The organism is Propioniciclava coleopterorum (assembly GCF_011393335.1).
Lineage (GTDB): Bacteria > Actinomycetota > Actinomycetes > Propionibacteriales > Propionibacteriaceae > Propioniciclava > Propioniciclava coleopterorum.
Genome location: NZ_CP049865.1, coordinates 1342893 through 1365016 on the forward strand (window position 1 = coordinate 1342893; position 22124 = coordinate 1365016).

The 22124-nt window shown below is 72.4% G+C and carries 23 protein-coding genes and 2 pseudogenes; 18 read left to right on the forward strand and 7 right to left on the reverse strand.

The annotated features are described in order from the left end of the window. Positions 1 to 224 precede the first annotated feature (224 nt). The 14 genes and pseudogenes from G7070_RS18490 to G7070_RS06530 all read left to right on the forward strand — a co-directional run bounded on the left by G7070_RS18490 (position 225) and on the right by G7070_RS06530 (position 11440). The gene (locus G7070_RS18490) at positions 225 to 1319 is read left to right on the forward strand and encodes an acyltransferase family protein (protein WP_246227450.1); all 1095 of its coding nucleotides are present in this window, start codon (positions 225 to 227) and stop codon (positions 1317 to 1319) included. Continuing rightward, complete coding sequence (locus tag G7070_RS06480) at positions 1226 to 2341, forward strand: SGNH hydrolase domain-containing protein (protein ID WP_246227727.1); 1116 nt, start codon at positions 1226 to 1228, stop codon at positions 2339 to 2341. Before G7070_RS18490 ends, G7070_RS06480 begins: the two co-directional genes overlap by 94 nt. 35 nt (positions 2342 to 2376) lie before the next feature. Continuing rightward, on the forward strand, positions 2377 to 3129 hold the full coding sequence (locus G7070_RS06485) for a LamB/YcsF family protein (RefSeq protein WP_206080095.1): 753 nt from the start codon (positions 2377 to 2379) through the stop codon (positions 3127 to 3129). Next, positions 3126 to 3649: pseudogene (locus tag G7070_RS18495) on the forward strand (5-oxoprolinase subunit B family protein); the annotation flags it as partial. The gene G7070_RS06485 and the pseudogene G7070_RS18495, both read left to right, overlap by 4 nt. Before the next feature lie 159 nt (positions 3650 to 3808). Further along, positions 3809 to 4654: a 5-oxoprolinase subunit C family protein gene (locus G7070_RS18500; protein ID WP_246227740.1), complete on the forward strand. Its 846-nt coding sequence runs from the start codon at positions 3809 to 3811 to the stop codon at positions 4652 to 4654. Between the two features lie 59 nt (positions 4655 to 4713). Next, entirely contained in the window at positions 4714 to 5211 is a 498-nt protein-coding gene (locus tag G7070_RS06495) for an FBP domain-containing protein (protein ID WP_166232895.1), read from the forward strand. Positions 5212 to 5227: 16 nt separating this feature from the next. After that, a complete protein-coding gene (locus G7070_RS06500) occupies positions 5228 to 5620 on the forward strand; it encodes a DUF2651 family protein (protein WP_166232897.1) in 393 nt (130 codons plus the stop codon). A gap of 140 nt (positions 5621 to 5760) precedes the next feature. Further along, positions 5761 to 5892: a hypothetical protein gene (locus G7070_RS19400; protein ID WP_284690957.1), complete on the forward strand. Its 132-nt coding sequence runs from the start codon at positions 5761 to 5763 to the stop codon at positions 5890 to 5892. A 626-nt stretch (positions 5893 to 6518) separates the two neighbouring features. Beyond that, positions 6519 to 7673, forward strand: a complete 1155-nt coding sequence (locus G7070_RS06505) for a sensor histidine kinase (protein WP_166232899.1) — start codon at positions 6519 to 6521, stop codon at positions 7671 to 7673. Between the two features lie 7 nt (positions 7674 to 7680). Continuing rightward, positions 7681 to 8331 carry a response regulator transcription factor gene (locus tag G7070_RS06510; RefSeq protein ID WP_166232901.1) on the forward strand — a complete coding sequence of 217 codons (651 nt, stop codon included), beginning with the start codon at positions 7681 to 7683 and terminating at the stop codon, positions 8329 to 8331. 52 nt (positions 8332 to 8383) lie between these two features. Continuing rightward, the gene (locus tag G7070_RS06515) at positions 8384 to 8863 is read left to right on the forward strand and encodes a heme-binding beta-barrel domain-containing protein (protein ID WP_166232904.1); all 480 of its coding nucleotides are present in this window, start codon (positions 8384 to 8386) and stop codon (positions 8861 to 8863) included. Between the two features lie 48 nt (positions 8864 to 8911). Continuing rightward, complete coding sequence (locus tag G7070_RS06520) at positions 8912 to 9796, forward strand: hypothetical protein (RefSeq protein ID WP_166232906.1); 885 nt, start codon at positions 8912 to 8914, stop codon at positions 9794 to 9796. Further along, positions 9781 to 10779 (forward strand): hypothetical protein, encoded by a 999-nt coding sequence (locus tag G7070_RS06525; protein WP_166232908.1) that lies wholly within the window; start codon positions 9781 to 9783, stop codon positions 10777 to 10779. The genes G7070_RS06520 and G7070_RS06525 overlap by 16 nt, the downstream gene beginning before the upstream one ends. A gap of 10 nt (positions 10780 to 10789) precedes the next feature. Beyond that, a complete protein-coding gene (locus G7070_RS06530; RefSeq protein ID WP_166232910.1) occupies positions 10790 to 11440 on the forward strand; it encodes an HAD family hydrolase in 651 nt (216 codons plus the stop codon). 7 nt (positions 11441 to 11447) lie between these two features. Here the strand turns inward: G7070_RS06530 and G7070_RS06535 are convergent, their stop codons facing one another. Together G7070_RS06535 and G7070_RS06540 are read right to left on the reverse strand one after the other, a co-directional pair. Continuing rightward, positions 11448 to 11903: a substrate-binding domain-containing protein gene (locus G7070_RS06535; protein WP_166232912.1), complete on the reverse strand. Its 456-nt coding sequence runs from the start codon at positions 11901 to 11903 to the stop codon at positions 11448 to 11450. Further along, on the reverse strand, positions 11903 to 12436 hold the full coding sequence (locus G7070_RS06540; protein WP_246227452.1) for a LacI family DNA-binding transcriptional regulator: 534 nt from the start codon (positions 12434 to 12436) through the stop codon (positions 11903 to 11905). Before G7070_RS06540 ends, G7070_RS06535 begins: the two co-directional genes overlap by 1 nt. Before the next feature lie 414 nt (positions 12437 to 12850). Here G7070_RS06540 and G7070_RS06545 point away from each other — a divergent pair, with 414 nt between their 5' ends. Next, complete coding sequence (locus tag G7070_RS06545; protein ID WP_246227454.1) at positions 12851 to 15160, forward strand: carbon starvation CstA family protein; 2310 nt, start codon at positions 12851 to 12853, stop codon at positions 15158 to 15160. Between the two features lies 1 nt (position 15161). Next, the gene (locus G7070_RS06550) at positions 15162 to 15413 is read left to right on the forward strand and encodes a YbdD/YjiX family protein (RefSeq protein WP_246227456.1); all 252 of its coding nucleotides are present in this window, start codon (positions 15162 to 15164) and stop codon (positions 15411 to 15413) included. A gap of 61 nt (positions 15414 to 15474) precedes the next feature. Here the strand turns inward: G7070_RS06550 and G7070_RS06555 are convergent, their stop codons facing one another. The 5 genes and pseudogenes from G7070_RS06555 to G7070_RS06575 form a co-directional block, all read right to left on the reverse strand. Beyond that, positions 15475 to 16452: an alpha/beta hydrolase gene (locus G7070_RS06555; protein WP_166232916.1), complete on the reverse strand. Its 978-nt coding sequence runs from the start codon at positions 16450 to 16452 to the stop codon at positions 15475 to 15477. A gap of 1 nt (position 16453) precedes the next feature. Continuing rightward, positions 16454 to 17278 carry a class II aldolase/adducin family protein gene (locus G7070_RS06560; protein ID WP_166232918.1) on the reverse strand — a complete coding sequence of 275 codons (825 nt, stop codon included), beginning with the start codon at positions 17276 to 17278 and terminating at the stop codon, positions 16454 to 16456. A gap of 180 nt (positions 17279 to 17458) precedes the next feature. Beyond that, positions 17459 to 18390 (reverse strand): annotated as a pseudogene (folP, locus tag G7070_RS06565) (dihydropteroate synthase). 19 nt (positions 18391 to 18409) lie between these two features. Next, the gene (gene cls, locus G7070_RS06570) at positions 18410 to 19873 is read right to left on the reverse strand and encodes a cardiolipin synthase (protein ID WP_166232920.1); all 1464 of its coding nucleotides are present in this window, start codon (positions 19871 to 19873) and stop codon (positions 18410 to 18412) included. Between the two features lie 89 nt (positions 19874 to 19962). Continuing rightward, positions 19963 to 21471, reverse strand: a complete 1509-nt coding sequence (locus G7070_RS06575; protein WP_166232922.1) for an MFS transporter — start codon at positions 21469 to 21471, stop codon at positions 19963 to 19965. A 102-nt stretch (positions 21472 to 21573) separates the two neighbouring features. On the opposite strand from G7070_RS06575, the gene G7070_RS19405 reads away from it, so the two are divergent. After that, positions 21574 to 21939: a TetR/AcrR family transcriptional regulator gene (locus tag G7070_RS19405; protein ID WP_166232923.1), complete on the forward strand. Its 366-nt coding sequence runs from the start codon at positions 21574 to 21576 to the stop codon at positions 21937 to 21939. Beyond that, complete coding sequence (locus G7070_RS06585; protein WP_246227750.1) at positions 21855 to 22106, forward strand: hypothetical protein; 252 nt, start codon at positions 21855 to 21857, stop codon at positions 22104 to 22106. The genes G7070_RS19405 and G7070_RS06585 overlap by 85 nt, the downstream gene beginning before the upstream one ends. Positions 22107 to 22124: the final 18 nt, after the last annotated feature.

A 22124-nucleotide genomic window follows, 5' to 3' on the forward strand; every position in this document is an offset into this window, starting at 1 on the left:
TCATGGCACGACCCTGCCCCCTCCCACCGTGTGAGGGTCAACCCCCGACGACGATCAGTTCTCCCGGGGCCGGAGGCGGACCGTCGGGGGTGGTCGGCGCCCGTCCCCCGGGGGTGACCCAGGCCGTGACGGGCGCGTGTCGGTCGCGGCGCGACTGCGGGCGATGGCTACCGTCAGGCGTGCTGGGGCAGTTCCCAGTCGTGACGAAGAGGTACGACCGACCCATGCAGCCCGCTTCCCCTCGAACGCTGCCGACCGCTCCGATCCCCGCGCCGCAGAAGCGCCTGCCGGACGCGGCGATCACCATGCGTCCGGGCCACCGTCCCGAACTGCAGGGGCTGCGCGCCGTCGCGATCGGGATGGTCGTCGTCTACCACGTCTTCCTCGACCGGGTCAGCGGAGGGGTGGACGTCTTCCTCCTCATCTCCGCTTTCCTGCTCACCGGCTCGTTCGCGGCGAAGCTCGAGTCGGGTGCGCCGCTGCGGATCGGGCGCTACTGGATCAAGGCCTTCAAGCGCCTGCTGCCGCCGGCCGTCGTCACGATCGCGGGCGTCCTGCTCCTGACCTACCTGTTCTTCCCCGCCTACCGCTGGCGGGAGATCCTGAACCAGGCGATCGCGTCCACCCTGTACACCGAGAACTGGCACCTCGCCGCCGCCGCGATCGACTACTACGCGGCCGATCGCTCCCTGGCCAGCCCCCTGCAGCACTTCTGGTCGCTGTCGATCCAGGGTCAGGTCTTCGTCGTGTGGCCGCTGCTGTTCCTGGGCGCCCGCTGGCTGATCCGCCGATACGGCTGGGAGACGCGGCGCACGCTCGCCGTCCTGTTCGGCGCCGTCTTCGTCGCGTCCCTGGGCTGGTCCATCCGGGAGACGGCCACCGTCCAGGCGCACGCCTACTTCAGCAGCTTCACCCGCCTGTGGGAGTTCGCCCTCGGCTCGCAGCTCGCCATCGGGCTGCCCCTGCTGGAGCGGGCGTACGGCTTCGGCCCTGGCCTGCCCGGACGCCGCGGGCCCGTGCGCGCGGCGCGGGTGGTCGCCGGCTGGGTGGGTCTGGTCGGCATGCTGAGCTGCGGGCTGCTCGTCACGGTGGAGGGCTCCTTCCCCGGGTGGATCGCGCTGTGGCCGCTGCTGTCGGCCTGCCTGATCATCGCCGCCGGCCACACGGGCAGCCGCTGGGGGTGGACCACCTCCTCGCGGGGCGTCCCCTCAGCAAGCTCGGCGACATGTCCTACGGCGTCTACCTGGTGCACTGGCCCCTGCTCATCACCCTGCTGGTCGTGCAGGACGCCAGCCGCGCCGGGGCCATCGAGGGACTGATCCTGATCGCACTGTCGGTGCGCGCCGGGTCGCTGCTGACCCGCTACGTCGACGCGCCGATCCGCTTCTCCCGCAGTCTGGCGCTGCTCCCCGGCCGGGCGGTCCTGGTGATCGCGCTGGCCGTCGCGGTGGGGGTCACGCCGTCGCTCCTGATCCAGTCCGCGCTGGACCGACAGACCGCCCGGATCCTCGCCGGCGCCGCCCTCAACAACCCCGGCGCGGCGGTGCTGCTCGGGTCCTCCTCCGGTCCGCAGGACCCGGACGCGCCGCCCATCCCGCTGCCCGAGGACATCAAGTGGGACTGGGGCAACATCGACGACCTGTCGTGCAAGGGGCCCTACAAGCCGACCGACCCCAGCCTGGCGGCGGCCTGCCGGCAGACGGCCACGGGGGAACCGGGCAAGGTGATCGTGGCGGTGGGCAACTCCCGCACGCAGCAGATGATCGGGTCCTACCTGCCGCTCGCCGAGGCCAACGGCTACACGATCGTGTCGATCATCAAGTCGGGCTGCCCGCTGGACACCACCACCACGTGGGAGGGCTGCCTGGACTGGAACGTCGAACTGCGGGACTACCTCGTGGCGTTGCACCCGGCGGCCGTCGTCACCAACACCACCCAGATCGACCCGGGGCAGCGCGAGAAGCGCACCCCCGGCGTCGAGGGCCTCATCGGCGACCTGACGGGCGCCGGCATCGCCGTGATCGGGTTCCGGGACGCCCCCCGCCTGCCCTGGGATCCACCCGCCTGCCTGCACGAGCGGAGCGAGGAGCAGTGCACGGTCCCGACGCGGGGCATGTTCGGGGAGGCCGAACTCAACCGCGGGCTGGCGAGCTCGGTCCGCGGCTCGGGAGCGTTCCACCCCATCGACCTGACCGACTACTTCTGCCCCGGCGGCGAGTGCGTGCCCATCATCGGCAACGTCCACGTCTACATGGACGCCGTCCATCCCACGCGCACGTACGTCCGCACGATCGCCCCCGAGGTCGACCGCCAGCTCTCCTCCTCCGGCTGGCGCTGGTAGGACGCCCGCGGCTGAGGGATGCTGGAGCGGTGAACATCGACCTCCACGCCGACCTGGGTGAGTCGTTCGGAGCCTGGACGATGGGCGCCGACGCCGACCTGCTGGACGTCGTCACCTCCGCGAACGTCGCCTGCGGCTTCCACGCCGGTGACCCGCTGACCATGCGCCGCACCGCCGCGGCCGCCGCCGCCCGCGGCGTCACGGTCGGGGCCCATCCCGCCTACCGCGACCTGGCCGGCTTCGGCCGCCGCTTCCTCGACGTCGCGCCGGACGAACTGGCCGCCGACGTCCTCTACCAGCTGGGTGCCCTCGAGGCCGCCTGCCGGGCGGCGGGCACCCGCGTCGCCTACGTGAAGCCACACGGCGCCCTCTACAACGCGATCGTCCACCACGAGGCGCAGGCGCGGGCCGTCGTGGAGGCGGTCGCCGCCTTCGACCCGACGCTGCCCGTGCTGGGCCTGCCCGGCTCGGCGGTGCTGCGCGAGGCCGAGCGCGCCGGACTGCGGCCGGTCATCGAGGCGTTCGCGGACCGCGCGTACACCCCCGCGGGCACGCTGGTGTCGCGCCGGGAGCCCGGGGCCGTCGTGCACGACGAGGCCGAGGTCGTCGCCCGGGCCGTCCGGTTCGCGACCGAGGGCACCGTCGTCGCGCAGGACGGATCGGTCGTCCGGGTCGACCCCGCCTCGCTGTGCGTCCACGGCGACACGCCCGGGGCGGCCCGGCTCGCGGCCGCCGTCCGCGACGCCCTCGCCGCGGCGGGCGTCACCGTCGCCCCCTTCGCGCCGTGACCGGTCGGCTGCTGCCCTGCGGCGAGCGGGCCGTCCTCGCCGAACTCGACGACCTCACCGCGGCGCTCGCGCTGTACCGCACCCTGGACGGCGCCCGGCCTGCCGGGACGGAGGACCTGGTGCTGGGCGCCCGCACCGTTTTGCTCGTCGTCGCCGCGGCGTCCCAGCTCCCGGACGCCGCCGCCGCGGTCGCGGCCCTGCTCGCCCACCCGCCGGCCGCGACCGACTGGGACGACGGCGCCGAGGTCGTCCTCGACGTCCGCTACGACGGCCCCGACCTGGCCGAGGTCGCCGGGCTCACCGGGCTGGACGCCGACGGCGTCGTGGCGGCCCACATGTCGACGCCCTGGCGGGTCGCGTTCGGGGGTTCGCCCCCGGCTTCGCCTACCTGGTCGGCGGCGATCCGCGGCTGGAGGTGCCCCGCAAGACCGAGCCCCGCACCAGCGTCCCGGCGGGATCGGTCGGCCTGGCCGGGGCGTTCTCCGGGGTCTACCCGCGCAGCTCGCCGGGCGGCTGGCAGCTGATCGGCACCACCGACGCCCTCCTCTGGGACGCCGCCCGCCCCGACCCCGCCCTGCTCACCCCCGGGACCCGCGTCCGGTTCCGGGCGGTGGACGCCCTCGCGCCCGCGCCGCCCGTCGCCGCCCCCACGCCCGCGACGGCTGCGCGCTCGCTGGAGGTGCTCCGCACCGGCCCGCTCGCCACTATCCAGGACGGCGGTCGTCCCGGATGGGCGCACGTGGGGGTCACCGGGTCGGGCGCGGCCGACCGGGGCGCGCTGCGCCTGGCGAACCGCCTCGTGGGCAACCCCCAGGACGCCGCGGCGATCGAGACGGTCCTGGGCGGCCTGGCCCTCACCGCGACCGACTCCCTCGCGCTCGCGGTCACCGGCGCGCACGCGCCCGCCACGCTCAACGGCGCCCCGGTCCCACACGCCGTCGTGCTCTACCTCACTGCGGGCGACACCCTCGCCCTCGGGACGCCGGCTGCTGGGCTGCGCAGCTACGTGGCCGTCTCGGGCGGCTGCGTCACCGACGAGGTCCTGGGCGGCCGCAGCACCGACACGCTCTCGGGCCTGGGGCCCGCGCCGCTGCGCCCCGGCGACCGCGTCCCGGTGGGCGAGCAGCCCGCCGTCGAGACCCTGCACCCGCAGGCGCCGCCGCTGCACGCCGACGCCGAGGTGCTCGTCCTGGAGGTGCTGCCCGGGCCCCGCAGCCACTGGCTCGCCGATCTGGACGCGCTGGGCGGCCCCTGGCGGGTCACGGACCAGGCCGACCGAGTCGGCGTCCGCTTGGCCGGGACGCCCCTGGCGCGTCGCCCGGAGTTCGTCGGGGTCGAGCTGCCGAGCGAGGGCGTCGTGCGCGGTGCCATCCAGCTGCCGGGCAGCGGCCAGCCGGTCGTCTTCGGGCCGGATCACCCGGTGACGGGCGGCTACCCGGTGATCGGGGTGGTCACCGAGGCGTCCTGCGACCTGCTGGCGCAGGCGCGTCCCGGGCAGGCCGTGGTGCTCCGCCCGCCGCGCTGACGGGCGGCTCGCCCCGCCAAATCCGTCCCGCCGCTTGTCCCGTGGGGTAGAACCGTCGCATGAAGGCGCTCACCGAGGACGGGGTGCGCGGCTGCTTCGTCAACGCCACGGACGCCGAGCTCGAGCGCCTCGACCTGCCCTGGTGGTTCGACGCCACGCTGTGGGACTCCCTCGACTACTTCGGCTGGACCGACCCGGCGCTGCCCGAGCGGGGGTACCTCGTCGCCGACACGTCCTTCGGCTTGGTCGGCGCGGTGCTGCGCCTCCCGAAGAACCGGCCGCAGGGACGCCGCGCGCTGTGCAGCCTGTGCTACACCCAGCACAAGAGCCAGGGCGCGCTGCTGATGGTCGCCAACCGGGCGGGGCGGGCCGGCCGCAACCACAACACCGTCGGGACCTACATCTGCGCGGACCTCTCCTGCTCGCTGTACCTGCGCGGTCTGCGGCGGGCGTTCGGCGGCGGCATGCTGCCGGAGACGCTCGATCCCGAGGCGCGGATCCGCCGCCTCAACGAGCGCGTCGAAGACTTCCTCGGACGCGTCCTCGTGGACGACTGACCCCTAGGCTGAGGGCATGTCCGAGGCGCCGCGCAGACCCTTCTTCACCATCGGCACACCGATGAAGTACGCCCTCATCCTGGCCGCGATCTTCATGCTGCCCATCGTGAACTCCTGGCTGAAGTACGGCGGCACCATCACCGACGACGACCTCATGTATTCGGCGATCGCGAGCCTGGTGCTGGTCAACCCGCTGGCGGTGATCGTCGTGGGGGCGGTGTACGCCTGGCGCCACGGCTTCAGCGCGACGGCGCCCCTGCTCTTCGGGATCGCCTTCCTGCCCGCGGCGCTGGTGGCCTACAACGAGACCGCGCTGCCTTACGCCCTGGCCTACGTGGCGTTCGGGTACCTGGGCGAGGGCATCGGCCTGGGCCTCAAGCGGCTGCGGAGTGCCGTGAGGGCCCGCTGACAAGCGCTTCTCCCGCGCTGACTCCGACTAAAGGATGAGTGGGAATTGGCACTTTCTGCCGATGTACGGGATCCATAACAGCGCTTAGGGTGTCTACTGAGGCAGGCACGGCAGTGCTGCTCGGCCAAGAGGAGGAACACATGAAGGCTGCGATCGCGTCAGTGACCGCCATGTTCGTCCTTGCCGGCGGTGTTTCCCTGGTCGGCATGCAGCCCTTGGCGCCCGACTGGTTCTGCAAGATGTTCCCCATCATGTGCCCGCCCAGGACGTAACAAGTCCGTCTGCCCACCCCAGACATCGAGCCCCGGCGTCGTCCACGTCGGGGCTCGAGGACGTCCCCGCGCGGCGAGGCGAACCCTCGCGGCCGGCACCCACCCCTCCCCCAACGCGGCAGGTCGCGCCTGGTGCGGAGCGTTGCCGGGCGTCGCCGAGGCTGGGGCCGCGCGGTCCGACTGGCCGCGCGGGTCGACGCAGCGTACGGGGCGACGCAGAGGATCGGCCGACGCAGTGTAAGGGCGGGGCACCCCCGACTCGCCTCAGGGGTGCCCCGCCGCAGCCGTCACCGCACGCGGTGCCGGCCGGGGCTCGCGGGGGTCCGCTCCGCACGGGGGGAATGGCGGTCAGCAGACAACCCAGCACGAGCCCTAGTAGCGCTCCCACGACCCCGATGGTCCGGGCAGAGCCGATGAACATCCCGATCAGTCCACCGATCAGCGCGCCGGCCACCACCGCGATGACGACGACGACGTCGGACTTGATCGACACGGGACACTCCTTGGCTTGGGGTGTGGGAGCAACGCCAGCCTAGCCACGACCCCTCCGCGTCCACATCGGGCGAAAGTCCCAACCCGACCGGTACGAAAGTACGGGTTCGGCGTGACCGTGAGACACTGCCGCCATGCAAGCCCCGCCACTGCGCCGCTGGCGCGGCCAGCTTCCCGGCTGGCTGGCACGCCTGGGCGCGAGCGGCTTCCCGGAGGCCGTGGTGGCCACGGTGCTGTTCCTGTACTTCGAGGTCTTCGGGTCCAACGGCGTGGGGGTGCGCGGCACCGAGTTCGCGATCAACGTCGTGATGTCGATGTCGGCGGGCATCGTGGGCCGGTGGCCCCGCGCCGGCGTCATCGGGGCGGCCGTCGGACTGCTGCTCATGCTGCTGAACCCCCTGGAGTTCCTCCGGTTCAGCGCGCTCGCCGCCTTCGTCCCGCTCATCTCCACCGGCGTCCGCGGCCACGCTCGGCTGTGCAACATCGCGAGCGTCGGCTACTTCGTGCTGCTCGTCGTCCTCACCGTCCCCATCAGCGGCGAGCTCCGGCAGCAGTTGGACAGCGCCATGCTGTGGGCCATCCTCATCGCTCTCACCCGGTTCGCCAGCCACACGGTCGACCGGCTGCGCCGGGAGACCCGCGCGCAGGCCGGGCTCCGGGTCGACGCGTTGCGCCAGCAGCGCCGCGGCATCGCGCACGACCTGCACGACACCGTGGCCTACTCCACCACGACGATGATCATGCGGGCCGAGCAGATGAAGCTGCGCGCGACCGACCCGGAGTTGCAGGCGGACCTCGACTTCATCATCACCACCGGGAGGCGCTCGGTCCGCGACCTGCGCGGCATGATGGAGACGCTGCGCCGCAACGACCCGGCGCTCGACACCGGCGAGGTCAGCATGTGGCGGCTGGTCAAGGTGTCCGACGTGATCGTCGAGCGCGTGGCTGAGCTCGCCGCCCACGGCCTCGCGCTGCAGGTCAGCGCCCCCGACGACCTGGACTCGCTGCCCGAGTCGGTGCGCGAGACACTGGGCAAGCTGATCGTGGAGGCCACCTCCAACATGGTCAAGCACGCCGCCCCGGGCCCCTGCCGGCTGCTGATCGAAAGCGATGCGGCCTGGGTGGAGGCGGTGTTCACCAACCGGGTCGACCCCCAACTGCCGATCTCGGACGAGGGGTTGGGACTGCTCGGCGCGGCGGAACGCGTCGAGGCGCTCGGGGGCGAACTGGAAGCCACGGAGGCGTCGGGCACCTGGATCGTGCGCGCCCAGCTTCCGTTGGGGGAATAATGGCGCTATGAGGCCGCCCGTCACCGTCGCGATCGTCGACGACGACGCCATTGTCCGGTCGGCACTGGTCTCCTACGTGTCCGCAACCCCCGGCTTCCATGTGGTGCACGAGTGCACCGACGGCGCCCAGGCCGTCGAGGTCATCGTCAACGCGCCGGTGGACGTCGTCATCACCGACGTCCGGATGCCCAAGCTGGACGGCATCCGTGCCACCGAGGCGCTGCGCCGGGCGCTCCCGGACATCAAGATCCTCGTCATCACCTCCTTCGACGAGGACGACGCGGTCCGCGAGGCGCTGCAGGCCGGCGCCAACGGCTTCCTGCTCAAGGACACCTCTCCGCGCGGCCTCATCGACGCGATCCGTGCCGTCATGGAGGGCAGCTCGGTGGTCTCCCCCGGGCCCATCACGAGCCTGCTGCTGAACCAGAAGCGCCCCAAGCCCGAGCCGCCCGCCGACCTGGGCCTGAGCCCGCGCGAACTCCACGTCCTGCAACTGCTGTGCGCCGCCTACAGCAACACCGAGATCGCCTCGGAGCTCCACGTGACGGAGTCCACGGTCAAGACGCACGTGTCGGCGATCATGATGAAGCTCAACGTCACCTCGCGCCTGAAGGCCGTCGTGCGCGCGTACGAGCTGGGCCTGGTCAACCGCGCCTGAGGCGTCCGGCGCCGCGCCTGACAACGGGCGCGGCGCGGGCCATGATGGCGGCATGGAACTGCATCCCCACACCGAGGCGCTCGGCGGACTGATCGGGACCTGGCGCGGCCGGGGCCACGGCTCCTACCCGACCATCGACGACTTCGACTACGCCGACGAGTGGGTCTTCAGCCACTCGGGCAAGCCGTTCGTCGGGTTCGTGCAGCGGACCCGCATGAACGACGAGCCCCGCCACACCGAGTCGGGCTACCTCCGCTCGCCCGGCCCCGGGCTGCTCGAGATCGTCGCCGCGCTGCCCACCGGCCAGGCCGAATCCGGCACGGGGTCCTTCCGCGTCGAGGACGACCAGACGCTCGTGCTGTCCACCGACGCGACGGTGACCAACACCCCCTCGGCCAAGACCGTCGCGCGCATCGTGCGGTCGTTCCGCCTGCGCGGCGATCGACTGGATGTGGAGACCTTCATGGACGCCGTCGGGCAGGGGCTGACCCGCCATCTCGTCGCCGCGCTGGAGCGCGTGCCGTCCCCCTGATCGGTTCCCGGTGGCGTGCCCGCGCCGCCGGGATGCCACAATGCTGTGATGGCCGATGTTCCGCCTACCTTCTCGGAGGTCCTGACCGAGGCGATCCAGCAGCGCGGTCTGTCGCTGGAGCGGATCCGCATGCGCCTGGACGCCGCGGGCGTCCCGGTGAGCATCGCGACGCTCTCGTACTGGCAGTCGGGGCGGTCGCTGCCCACGCGTTCCCGCAGCTACCACACGCTCGTGGAACTGGAGCGGATCCTCAACCTCGAACCCGGCCACCTCACCCAGCTCACCCACACCGCGGACGGCCGGACGCGCCGCGAGCTGTTCGAGTGGCAGACGGTGCTGCCCGTCCGCGACCTCGCGACGCAGATCATCGAGGACCTGGGCATCGAGATGCAGGGGCGCATCACGCGGGTCTCGATGCTGGACCACGTGCACGTGCGCGCCGACAAGTCCGAGGCGACCCAGCACAGCCAGGTGGTCTGGCGGGTCGAACGGCAGGGGATGCACCGGTGGGCCGTGGTGCTGGAGCAGGACGCCGACACCGAGACCACCCCGCAGATCGAGGCGCTGTTCGGGTGCACCGTCGGGGAGGTCGTGGAGGTGCCCGAGCGGCGGTTGCTCGTCGCCGAGATGGTGGCGCCGCGCCCCATGCAGCGCGGCGAGCACTTCCTCGCCGAGTACCGGATCACCTACGGCCGCACCACGACCCCCTCCTTCCGGACGCAGCGAGCCGTCTCGGACGCCGTCCGCACCCTCGGGTTGTGCGTCACGTTCAGCCCGGGCGCGACGCCCGCCCGCGTCGTCGCCGGCTTCCAGAGCGCGATGGACCAGCCGCTCACCCACCCTTCGGTGATCCCCCAGAACGGCCACCAGGCGCAGTCGATCTGGGTGGACGCCAAGCCCGGGGTCTACAGCCTGCAGTGGGAGTGGGACTGACCGGCTGGGCGGACGAGGTCGACGCGCTGTACGCGGGCGATCCGGCCGCCTTCGTCGCCGGGCGGGACGCGCTGGCCAAGCGCGTCCGGGCGGCCGGCGAGCGCGACGCCGCCGCGGCCATCAAGGGGCTGCGGCGCCCGAGCGTCGGAGCCTGGTACGCGAACGTGGCCGCCCGGGCGTCCCTGATGTCGCTGCGGGAATGGCTGGGGCTGGGGGCCGAGATCCGCGAGGCGCAGGCCCGGCTCGACCTGCGGCGCGTCGGGGAACTGGGCGGCCGCCGCGCCGCCCTCGAGGACCGCGTCGTGCGGGACTTGGCCGCCCACCTGGGCGCGCTGGGGATCACCGCGAGCGCCGCCGGGCTGGAGGAACTCCGGGGGACGCTGCGGGCCGCGCTGGCCGACCCCGCGGCCGCCGACGCGCTGGCGTCCGGACGCCTCGAGCGCTCCCTGAGCTACGCGGGCTTCGGCGAGGTGGACGTGAGCGCCGCCCTGGCGGCGATGGCGGCCGACCTGCCCGTCGCCGAGCCGGGCGCGGGCTCCCCCGCGGACGGCGAACCGGCCGGCGCCGCGCCGGAGACCTCCGCCACGGGCGAGGGTCCGCCTGTGCCCGCCGAGGCCCCCGAGGAGGCCGAGGAGGGGCCCGACCCCGAGGAACAAGCCCGCGCCGAGGCCCGCGCGGACCTGGAGCGTCGCCGCAACAGCGCGCGGGCGACGCTGACCCAACTCGACTCCCGCGTGGCCGCCGCGACGCGCGACACCACCGCGGCCGCGACCGCCCGGGCACGGGCGAGCGAGGCCGTCGAGGCCGCCGAGCGGGCGCTGAAGGCCGCGCAGGAGCGGCTGCAGGCCTCCGCATCCCAGCTCGGCGAGGCCAGCCGGACGCTCGAGGCGGCGCTGCGAACCGAGCGGGAGGCGACCGACGAGCGGGCGCGCGCGGAGGCCGCCCTCCGGGCCGCCGAGCGGGACCTCGACGCGGCACCCTAGGCTGGCGGGCATGCCGCTGCTCCTGCTCGATCTCGATAACACCCTCGTCGACCGCGCCGGGGCGTTCCGCACCTGGGCCGCGTCCTACCTCGCCGAACGCGGCGACTCCCCCGACCTGCTGGAGGAGATGGTCGTCGCCGACGGCGACGGCCTCCACCACAAGCCCGGGGTGGCGGCGGCGATCACCTCGCTGCTCGGACTGGGCCAAGACGAGCAGGACGCCATCATCACCACCCTGCGCGCCGGCGTCGTCGAACACCTGACCCTGGTCCCGGACGCCGAGGCGGCGCTCGCGGCCGCCCGCGGGGCGGGCTGGACCCCGTTCATCGTGACCAACGGCGTCGTCGCCCAGCAGGAGGCGAAGATCCACACGCTCGGGCTGGACCGGCTCGTGGACGGCTGGGTCGTGTCGGAGGGCGTGGGCTTCACCAAGCCCGACCCGCGAATCTTCACCGTCGCGGCCGAGCGGGCCGGGCAGAGCCTCGACGGGGCCTGGATGGTCGGCGACTCCGCGGAGGCCGACATCGCGGGCGCGCACGCCGCCGGTATCGCGTCGGTCTACCTCAGCAGGGGTCGGGCCTGGACCGCGTCCGTCACCGAGCCCACCGCCTTCGCCGATTCGCTCGGCGAGGCCGTCCGGGTCGCGCTCGCGTCGCGTTGACGGCCCCTCAGGCGGTGCCGCGGGGGATCACGAACAACGACAACGGGTCGGGCTCGAGGGGAGCCACCTCGTCACCGGTGAGGCGCATCGCGGTGTCGAACAGTTCGTCGGCCCGCTCGTCCATCGGGACCCGGATCGTGCTCAGCGGGGGGTCGAGCAGCGTCGCGTACGCCTCGTCGTCCACCCCGATCACGGCGAGGTCGCGCGGCACGACGAGTCCCAGCTCGCGGGCGGCGGCCAGCACCAGCGCGGCGACGGCGTCGTTGTAGGCGCCGACGGCCGTCACGGGGTCCTCGCCTGTGCGCCACTCGCGCAGGATCGCGGCCGCATCCGCAGCCGTCCCGGCGGGCGGCAGTTCCACCGCGGCGATCCGCGGGACCGGCAGGTCGCGCTCCTCGCACGCGGTGAGGAAACCCTCCCTGCGCGGCTCGGCCCAGGTGGCCACGTTGGCGCCGCTGGCCATCAGGTAGCCGAGCCGGCGGTGCCCCGGTCGGCGAGGTAGCCGACCTGCAGCGCTGAGACCTCGTCCTCGCGGCGGGACATCGTCTCGGAGCCCGCGGTGCACGCGTAGGGGATGTGGTGGGCGGCCAGCGCGCCCAGGTCTGCGTCGGGCAGCGGGTAGAACGACATGACGACGCGCGGCTGCAGATGCGTGATCGCCCCCGCCAGCGGCTGGCCGGGGCCGGACTGCCAGACCAGCAGCGTCAGCCCACGCTCGGCGGCCCGCTCCGCGAGCCGCGCGGTCGCCAGGCCCACGTTGCTGCCGTACGGGGTGTGCCGCACGACGAAGAGCACGACGGTGGAGCGCCCGGAACGCAGCGCCCGCGCGGCCGGGTTCGGGGTGTAGCCGAGCGACTCGGCCGCGGCGCGGACCCGGGCCCGGGTCGACTCGGGGATCGACTGACGCGTCGAGCCGTTGAGGACGTAGCTGACGGTGGCGCGCGAGACGCCGGCCACCCGCGCGACGTCGGCGCTGGTCGGTCGCCTGGTGTCCACGGTCATCCTCCCTGTCGGTGGCGGACCGCCCCGATGCGACCGCCGATCACGGACCCGTCCACCGGGCTACACGTCGTGGCCGCGTTCAGCTGCCACTACGCCGTTCGTGCTCACCCTAGCGTGCCCTGACACGTGCAATCAGGCGGTCCGCACGCCATACCGCGCGGCGGGTTGGGCGGCCGCTTTCTCGAACGTGAGAATCCTGTGGCGGGGACACATTCATCCGACGCGACCGAGGTGCAGTTTTCTTGTTCTGACAACCAGAAACACTCGGGTGCCAGCGCCGTTGTCGCGCGAAGAACAACGCGGAGGCGAATATCCGTGACCGCCGACCGTGACACGAATAACGGTGTAGCGTCGCCGGTGGGAACCCCCTTTTCGCCCCCCTCTTGCAGAGAAGACCCCGAGGACATCATGCAGACACCCATGCCGGGCAACCCCGGCCCCTCCGACGCGCCCCCGTCGGACGACCCGCTCGCCGCCGAGCGTCCGGCCATCGAGGTCGACCCCGCCGTCGAGCAGCAGCACGCGACGTGGACGCCCACCAAGATCGCCGTCTGGGTCGTCATCTCCCTGATCGGCGCCTTCTCCTGGTGGATGATCGCGTTCAGCCGCGGCGAGTCGATCAACGCGGTGTGGTTCGTGTTCGCGGCCATCGCGTCCTACCTGATCGCGTACCGGTTCTACTCCAAGTACATCCAGGACAAGCTCGTCCACCCCAACAACCGGCGGGCGACGCCGGCGGAGACGCACTACGACGGCAAGGACTTCGTCCCCACCGACCGCCGCATCCTGTACGGCCACCACTTCGCGGCCATCGCCGGCGCGGGGCCGCTCGTCGGTCCGGTGCTCGCCGCTCAGATGGGCTACCTGCCCGGAACCATCTGGATCATCGTCGGCGTCATCCTGGCCGGCGCCGTCCAGGACTACCTCGTGCTGTTCGTCTCGATGCGCCGCAAGGGCCGCTCGCTGGGGCAGATGGCCCGCGACGAGCTGGGCCTGTTCGGCGGCATCGCGGCGTTCGTCGCGACGCTGTCGATCATGCTGATCATCGTCGCCATCCTCGCGATGGTCGTCGTCAACGCGCTCGGCGAGAGCTCGTGGGGCGTCTACTCGGTCGGCCTGACGATCCCGATCGCGCTGTTCATGGGCTTCTACCTGCGCTACCTGCGTCCGGGCAAGGTCATGGAGGTCTCGGTCATCGGCTGCGTCCTGCTGATGTTCGCCATCATCTCGGGCCGCTGGGTGTCGCAGTCGGATCTGGGTCACCAGCTGTTCGCGCTCGACCGCCCGACCATCGCGTGGATCATCATCGCCTACGGCTTCATCGCCGCCGTCCTGCCGGTGTGGATGCTGCTGGCCCCGCGCGACTACCTCTCGACGTTCATGAAGATCGGCGTCATCGCGATGTTGGCCGTCGCGATCATCGTGGTGCGCCCGGAGATCCACGTGCCCGCGATCACCCGCTTCGCCGAGGCGGGCGACGGGCCGGTCTTCAGCGGCAAACTGTTCCCGTTCCTCTTCGTGACCATCGCCTGCGGCGCCCTGTCGGGCTTCCACGCGATGATCAGCTCGGGCACGACGCCCAAGCTGGTGGAGAAGGAGTCCCAGACCCGCCTCATCGGCTACGGCGGCATGCTCATGGAATCCTTCGTGGCCATCATGGCGTTCGTCGCCGCGCTGTCCATCGACCAGGGCATCTACTTCGCCATGAACTCCTCGGCGGCCGCCACGGGCGGCACGGTCGAGGGCGCGGCGGCGTTCGTGAACTCGTTGGGGCTGGTCAACGCGGACGGCTCCGCCGTCACCGTGACCGCCGAGACGCTGGCCGGCACCGCCAAGGAGGTCGGCGAGGCGTCCGTGGTGTCCCGGACGGGCGGAGCGCCCACGCTGGCCGTGGGCCTGTCGCAGATCATGCACTCGCTCATCCCCGGCGAGGGGATGGCCAGCTTCTGGTACCACTTCGCCATCATGTTCGAGGCGCTGTTCATCCTCACCTCGGTGGACGCCGGCACCCGTGTCGCCCGCTTCATGGCCTCGGACGCCCTGGGCAACATCCACGCCCGCTTCCGCGACCTGAACTGGCGCGTCGGAGCCTGGATCACCACCGGGCTGATGGTCGCGGGCTGGGGGTCGATCCTCGTCATGGGCGTCAACGACCCGCTGGGCGGCATCAACACGCTGTTCCCGCTCTTCGGCATCGCCAACCAGCTGCTCGCGGCCGTCGCGCTGTCGATCTGCCTGGTGATCTTCGCCCGCAAGGGGTACACGTGGCAGCTGCTGATCATCGCGGTCCCGATGGTCTTCACCGCGGTCATCACGGTGTACGGCTCGTTCCTGAAGATCTTCGACCCCAACCCGTCCATCGGCTACTGGGCCAACCACGTCGTCTACCGGGACGCCATCGCCGCCGGCAAGACGTCGCTGGGGGCCGCCAAGAACCTCGGCCAGATGGAGACGGTCGTGTTCAACACCGCCGTCCAGGGCTCGCTGTCGATCCTGTTCGTGGTCTGCGGCCTGATCGTGATGATCGTGTCGTCGATCAAGGCCATCCAGGCGCTGCGGGGCATCGGCATCATCGACACCGAGGAGCCGGCGGTACCCTCGAAGATGTTCGCCCCCACCGGCATCCTGGCCAACCCGGCCGAGCGCGAACTGGAGAAGGAGTGGGCGGCGTTCTACGCCAAGCACCCCGAGCAGAACCTCGAAGGGACGGGTCACTGAGTTGACCGAACCGGCAGCGCGGGCCGCCTCGGCGGCCACCGACCGGTCGGCGGGCACCCCCGCCGACCGGTTGGTCGCGCTCGCGCGGGAGATCCGGCGGTTCGCCCGCGGCATCCTGGGCTCGGACGCCTACGACAAGTACCTCCACCATCACAGGGTGACGGGCTGCCAGGCCCCGCCGCTGTCGGAGAAGGAGTTCTGGCGGGCCAAGTACCGCGACCAGGACCTCAATCCCCGCTCCCGCTGCTGCTGACCCCGACGCGGCGCGCCCCCGCCTGGGCTGCTGGGAGCGCCCGCGTCCTCCGGTCGGAGTGTCAGTCGGGCTCCGCCAGGCCGAGCGCGGCCGCCAGGTAGTCGTTGCGGTCGACGAGCATGTCCACGATGAGCGGCACCGACGGGAAGGCCTCGCCCGCATGGTGCATCCCCTCCACGACGTCCAGGTCGACGGGGACGCCCGCGGCGCGCAGTCGCGCGGCGTAGTCGAGGCACTCGTCCAGGAACAGGTCGGCGTCGCCGATGCCGATGTAGGCCGGGGGCAGCCCGGACAGGTCCGGACGGCGCGCGGGCACCGCGTAGGGGCGGTCGTCCGGCTCGCCGGGCTCATGGCCCAGGTAGGACGCCCACCCGAACCGGTTGGAGGCGACCGTCCAGGCCAGTGCGGCGACGTCGGCCGCCTCCGCGCGCGGGACGGTGCGGTCGTCCAGCATCGGTTCGACGAGCACCTGGTAGGCGACGGGCAGCCCGTCGTCGTGGGCGCGCTGCACCAGGGCCGCGGCGAGGCCGCCGCCGGCGCTTCCGCCGCCCACGGCGATCCGGGCGGGGTCGACGCCGAGGTCGTCGGCGTGGTCGAGCAACCACCGGTACGCCGCGTACACGTCGTCGATGGCGGCCGGGAAGGGATGCTCGGGCGCCAGGCGGTAGCGGGGGCTGACGACGACGATCCCCAGGTCGTCGGCGAAGCCCGACGCGAGCGCGTGGTCGAGTTCGGGGGCACCCATGATGAGCCCGCCCCCGTGGATCCAGAACAGGGCGGGCGTCGGCTCGGCGGCGCGGCCCGCCTCGTACACGTAGACGTCCGCGACGGCGCGGCCCCCGGCCGCCGGCGCCAGCACGCGGCGCGCCGCGACGCCGTCGCGGACCGCGCTGGGCACCTCGCGGGCGCGGCGCCTCCGGACGCCGGGGAGCGTGGTGACCGACAGGGGCAGCCACACGGTCGGGTTGCGTCCCTTCAGCCCCGGCGCCACGCGGCGCAGCGCGCGGACGTGGTTGAGCGCACGGCGCCAGGAACTCATGTCAGACGAGCGTAGTGGGCACGTCGAACGCTGCCACCACCCGGCGCAGTTCCTCCTCCGAGAGGCCCTGCGCGCGGCCGCCGGTGGCGAGGTTCTTGTACTCGTACAGCGCACCGGTCTCGGCGTACTCGATCTTGTCGCAGGCGCCCAGCGGCGAGGCGTCCGAGCGGGCCATGACGCCGTGCTTGGCCCACAGGACGATCTGGTGCTCGCGCAGCCCGGCGACGTTGTTCTCCATCAGCTCCGCCGACCCGGGGACCATGAACGGCAGGTACTTCACGCCCTCGGGCAGCTGCACGATGGTCTCGGGCTCCCACCGCAGGATCGCCCGGTTGAGCTCGGCGGTGCCCTGGAACTCGGGGATGTGCGAGAGCAGCGTCAGGTGCGGGGGCTGCGCGTGGATGACCGCGTGGAACGCCAGGCCCCGCCGGGCCACCTGGTCCTCGTGGACCGCCAGGTGGGAGTTGAACTCGCTGGTGGGCCGCTCGAAGTTGCCGCTCGCCTTGTAGTGCAGGGTCCCGGTGAGCCCGCCGTCGTGCACGACGACCGCACCGACGTTGCGGGCGGGCTGGGCGTGCACGCCGCGCAGGCGGCAGCCGGAGCCGGTGACCAGCACGGTGTAGCCGGCCAGGTGGGGCGCGGCCAGCGGCAACTCGATCTCGCGTCGCGCGTCGAAGAACTCCCCGAGGTCGACCTCCCAGTCGAAGACGACGGACAGGTTGCCCGCGCCGGCCTCGACGGCGTCGATGCCGTTGAGGCGTCGGCCGGCGGCGCCCATGCTCTCGAGCACTTCGGCCAGGGTCTCGGGATGCGATGTGGTGCCCATAGGACTTCCTTCGTCGGCGTTATGAATCGTTTCATAGTGTAGTGCCGGACGACCGGCCTCCGCCAGCGTTCCGGGGGTTTCGCCGAGACGGTCGTGCGCCCGTCCGGACGCCCCGGAGCGCCGCGGCCCACGCCGGCCCGATCATCTGCTGGTCTCGCGCGTCGCGGGCCTGCGCCCCGATCAGCGGCCGCGGTCGGCGCGCGCGGGCGGGCGGTCGCCGCGCAGGGACGCCACCATGTCGAGGACGCGGCGGGTCGCGCGGACGTCGTGGGCGCGGAAGACCGTCGCCCCCTGCCAGGCGGCGATGGCTGTCGCGGCGAGCGTCCCCTCGAGCCGCTCGTCCGCGGGCAGGTCGAGCGTCTCGCCGACGAAGTCCTTGCGGCTGATCGCCTGCAGCACCGGGAAGCCGAGCTCGACCAGGCGGCCCGTGTGCGCGACGAGCGCCAGCGAGTTGAGGGTGGTCTTGCCGAAATCGAGGGTCGGGTCGACCAGGACCCGCTCGGGCGGCAGCCCCGCGGCGAGCGCGCGGGCCGCGCCGTCGTGCAGGACGCGGACGACCTCGTCGACCACGGCGTCCCCCGGGCCGTAGTCCACGCCGACCGGGTCGGTGCGGGGCGGCAGCCCGCCCGCGTGCGAGACGACGTAGCCGACGCCCTGCCGCGCCGCCTCGGCGAGCAGGTCGGGGTCGGCCCCCTGCCAGGTGTCGTTCACCAGGTCGATCAGCCCGGAGCACGCCTGCGCCACCTCGGCCCGCCACGTGTCGAGCGAGATCAGCAGGTCCGGCATCTCGGCGCGGAGCGCCACCAGAGCCGGGCGCACCCGGTCGATCTCGGCGGTCGCGTCGATCCACTCCCCTCCTGGCCGGCGCGGACGCCGCCGACGTCGACGATGCTGACTCCCTCCCGCACCATCGCGCCGGCACGGGCGACCACGCTCGCGACGTCGGCGTGCCGCGCCGGCGCGTAGAAGGAGTCGGGGGTGCGGTTGATGATCCCCATGATCGCCGGGGCCGCCGCGTCGAAGCGTCGGCCGCGCAGGATCAGGGGAGCCGGGATCCGCCTCGTCATGCCCGGATTGTGCCACCCGCGGCCAACCCCGCGGGGCCGTTCCATCGCCGAGCCGGGCGCCGATTCACATCAGGGCGGAGGTCAGCCGGCAGACGTTGTTGACGTACTTCTCGTACCAGGGCCGCTGCCGCCATTCCTCGAGCGTCAGCACCGTCGAGACCTGCCGGTAGTGGGCGTCGTTGCGGTGCAGCAGGTCGACCAGGTTCCCGTCGAAGGCCATCAGCATGATCTCGTAGTCCAGCGCGAACGACCGGTAGTCCATGTTGGAGGATCCGATCACTCCGACCTTGTCGTCGACCGTCATGTACTTGGAGTGCAGCACGGCCGGCGCCGGGTACAGGTAGATCTGGACGCCGGCCTCCAGCAGGGCCTCGTAGTAGGAGCGCTGGGCGTGCCCGACGACGAACTGGTCGGCCTCCGCCCCGACGTAGAGCTCGACGTGGACGCCGCGGTAGACCGCCGAGGTGAGCGCGGTGAGCAGCGACTCGTCCGGGACGAAGTACGGGCTCGCGATCGTGATGGTCTCCTCGGCGAGGTACATCAGTGCGATGAACATGCGGTGGTTGGGCTGCGTCGGGTAGCCGGGGCCCGAGGGCACGAGCTGCATCGCGTTGACGCTGCCGCCGGGGATGAGGTCGGGCTTGTCGATGAAATGCTCCGCCGGGTCGAGCCGCTCGCCGGACTCGGTGTACCAGTCCATCGCGAACACCGCCTCGACCTCCAGCACGATGTCGCCGGACACGACGACGGACAGGTCGTGCCAGCGGCGTCCGATCTGCTCGTTGCGGCGGCTGCCGTAGCTGGGGTCGATGACGTTGTGGGAGCCCACCAGCGCCCTCTCGCCGTCCACGACCAGGAGCTTGCGGTGGTTGCGCAGGTCGGGGCGGCGCCAGCGTCCGCGCAGCAGGTCGATCGGCATCATGAGGCGCCACTCGACGCCGATGGCGGTCAGGCGCCGGCCGAACTCCCGCCAGCCGGGGTACTTCTGCGAGCCGAGCTGGTCGACGAGCAGCCGCACCTTCACCCCGCGCTTCACCGCGGCGGCCAGCGCCTGGAAGAACACGTCGGTCGTCGCGTCCCAGGCCATGATGTAGAACTCGACGTGGACGTACCGCGTCGCCCCGTCGACCGCCTCGGCCATCGCGGCGTAGGTGTCGGCGGCGTCGGCGAGCAGTCCGTGGATCTCGCCGGTCATGCACGGCAGCCCCGTGAGGTCCCGGTTCATCGCGATCACCCCGTCGAGGCCCTGCGAGGCGTCGGCGCCCTCGGGGATCAGCGGCAGCCCCAGCGCGTGGGTGCGGATGATCTCGTCGGCCTGCTGCTGCACCTGCTGGCGCCGACCCGTGACCCACGGGCTCCCGATCAGCCAGTAGAGCGGGAAGCCGACGACCGGCAGGAACAGGATCAGCAGCAGCCACGCCGAGGAGGACGAGGGTCGGCGGTTCTCGGGCACCACCCCGATGGCGATGATCTTCATCGCGTACTCGAGGACCAGCCAGATCGTGCTGAGGATCACCGTGGGGGTCATGGGGGCCTCCTTCGCCGCGATCGTAGCGGCTCGGAGGCCTCCCATCCGGCGGCCTGCGGGCGGCCGGCGCACGCCGCCCGGGGCGGCCGTCAGGCGTTCTTCAGGGTCACCCGGGCCAGGCCGGCGGCGACGAGCATCAGCACGATGCCGATCCCCGACGTCACCACCACGCCCGAGTCGAACGCGGCCCGAGCGGACTCCAGCAGCGGCTCGGCGAGCGCGGCGGGCAGCCCTGCGGCCACGTCGAGCGCACCGCCGAGCGTCTCCCCGGCCGCGGCCGCCTGCTCGGGGCTGAGCCCCGCCGGCACCTGGACGCCGCCGCGGTAGATCGCGGTCAGCAGCCCGCCCAGGACGGCGGTGCCGAGCACCGACCCGACCTCGTAGGCAGTCTCGGAGATCGCGGAGGCGGCGCCGGCCTTGGCCGCCGGGACGCTCGCGAGGATGAGGTCGTTGGAGATCGTCTCGGAGAACCCGACCCCGGCGCCCAGCAGGGCGAACGCGACCAGGAGGCCGGCGTCCGAACCGGCGCGGCCGCTCAGCATCACCAGCGCGTAACCGACCGCGTTGAGCAGCAGCCCGATCACCACGATGGTGCCCGGGCGCAGCACGCGCGCGATTCGGACGACCACGAGGCCCGCCACGATGGTGATGACCAGCCCGGGGAGCAGCACGAGGCCGGCCTGGATCGGCGTCCTGCCCGACACGAGCTGCAGGTGCTGCGACACGAAGAACAGGAACCCGACCATCGAGAAGATGCTCAGCAGGTTGGCCGACACCGCACCGCTGAACGTGGGGTTGGCGAACAGCCGGACGTCCAGCATGGGGTTGGCGCGGTGGAGTTGGCGATGGACGAACCACACGCCGGTGACCAGGGACGCGGCCAGCGTCGCCATCACCTCGGGCGTCGCGCCGTACACCGTGACGGACTTGATGCTCCACACCAGCGTCGACATGGCGGCCAGCACCAGCAGCGTGGAGAGCGGGTCGATCGCGCCGGGCTGCGGGTCGCGGGACTCGGGCAGCACCAGCAGGCCCGCGATCAGCAGCGGCAGCAGCACCGGGACGGCCAGCAGGAAGACCGAGCCCCACCAGAAGTGCTCGAGCAGGAAGCCGCCCACGAGCGGGCCGAGCGCGGCCCCGCCGCTGAAGCCGGCCGCCCAGATCGCGATGGCCAGGCGGCGCTCCTCGGCGTCGGTGAAGATGTTGCGGATCAGGCTCAGGGTCGCGGGCATGATCATGGCGCCGAAGAAGCCCATGGCCGCGCGCAGCGCGATCAGGGCGGACGCCGTGGGCGCGAAGGCGGCGATCACGGACACCGCGGCGAAGCCGGTGGCGCCGATCAGCAGGAGCCGACGGCGTCCGAAGCGGTCGCCGAGGCTGCCCATCGGGATCAGCAGGCCGGCCAGCACCAGCGGGTACACGTCGACGATCCACAGCAGCTCCACCCCGGTCGGGCGCAACGCCTCGGAGATCGCGGGCACCGCGAACGCGAGCACGGTGTTGTCGACCGCGACGAGGAGCACCGGCAGCATCAGCACGGCCAGGGCCCACCAGCGCAGCTTGGCAGCCGTCGGCGAGCTCAGTTCGGTGATGGTCATGCGGGCACATCCTCTCGGGTTCGGGGGCGGTGACGCGATTGCGCCGTCAACCATTCTAAACCGTCTAGACGGTACAGTTCAAACGCCGCTAGGGTGGTTGCCATGTCCGCGCGCGACCGCGTCCTCGACTCGTTCGAGACGATCCTGACCACCGAGGGGGAACGGGCGGCGACGCTCGACGCGGTCGCCGCCCACGCCGGCGTGTCCAAGGGCGGGCTGCTGTACCACTTCCCCAACCGGGAGGCGCTCGCCGCCGGCCTGCTCGAGCGCCTGCGCTCGCTCGCCGACGTCGACCTGGCCGCCATGGCCGCCGCCCCGAGGGCCCGTCGATCTACTACGTCTCCACGTCGTCCAACGTCGGCTCGGCGTTCGACCGCGCCCTCATCGCGGCGACCCGGCTGGGCATGGAGAAGCACCCGGACGCCAGCGCGACGATCCGCGACATCCAGCAGCGATGGCTGGCGCTGATCCGAGCCGAGGTCGGCGCCGACGGCGTCGCCGCCGCCATCATGCTGCTGGGCGACGGCATGTACTACAACGCGGTGTTCGGCGGCGAGGGCTTCGCCTCCCCCGCCCGCAACATGGACGCCCTCCTGGCCGTCGTCCGCGACCTCATCGCCACCGCGCGCGCCTGACCCACCTCGGACGCCTGA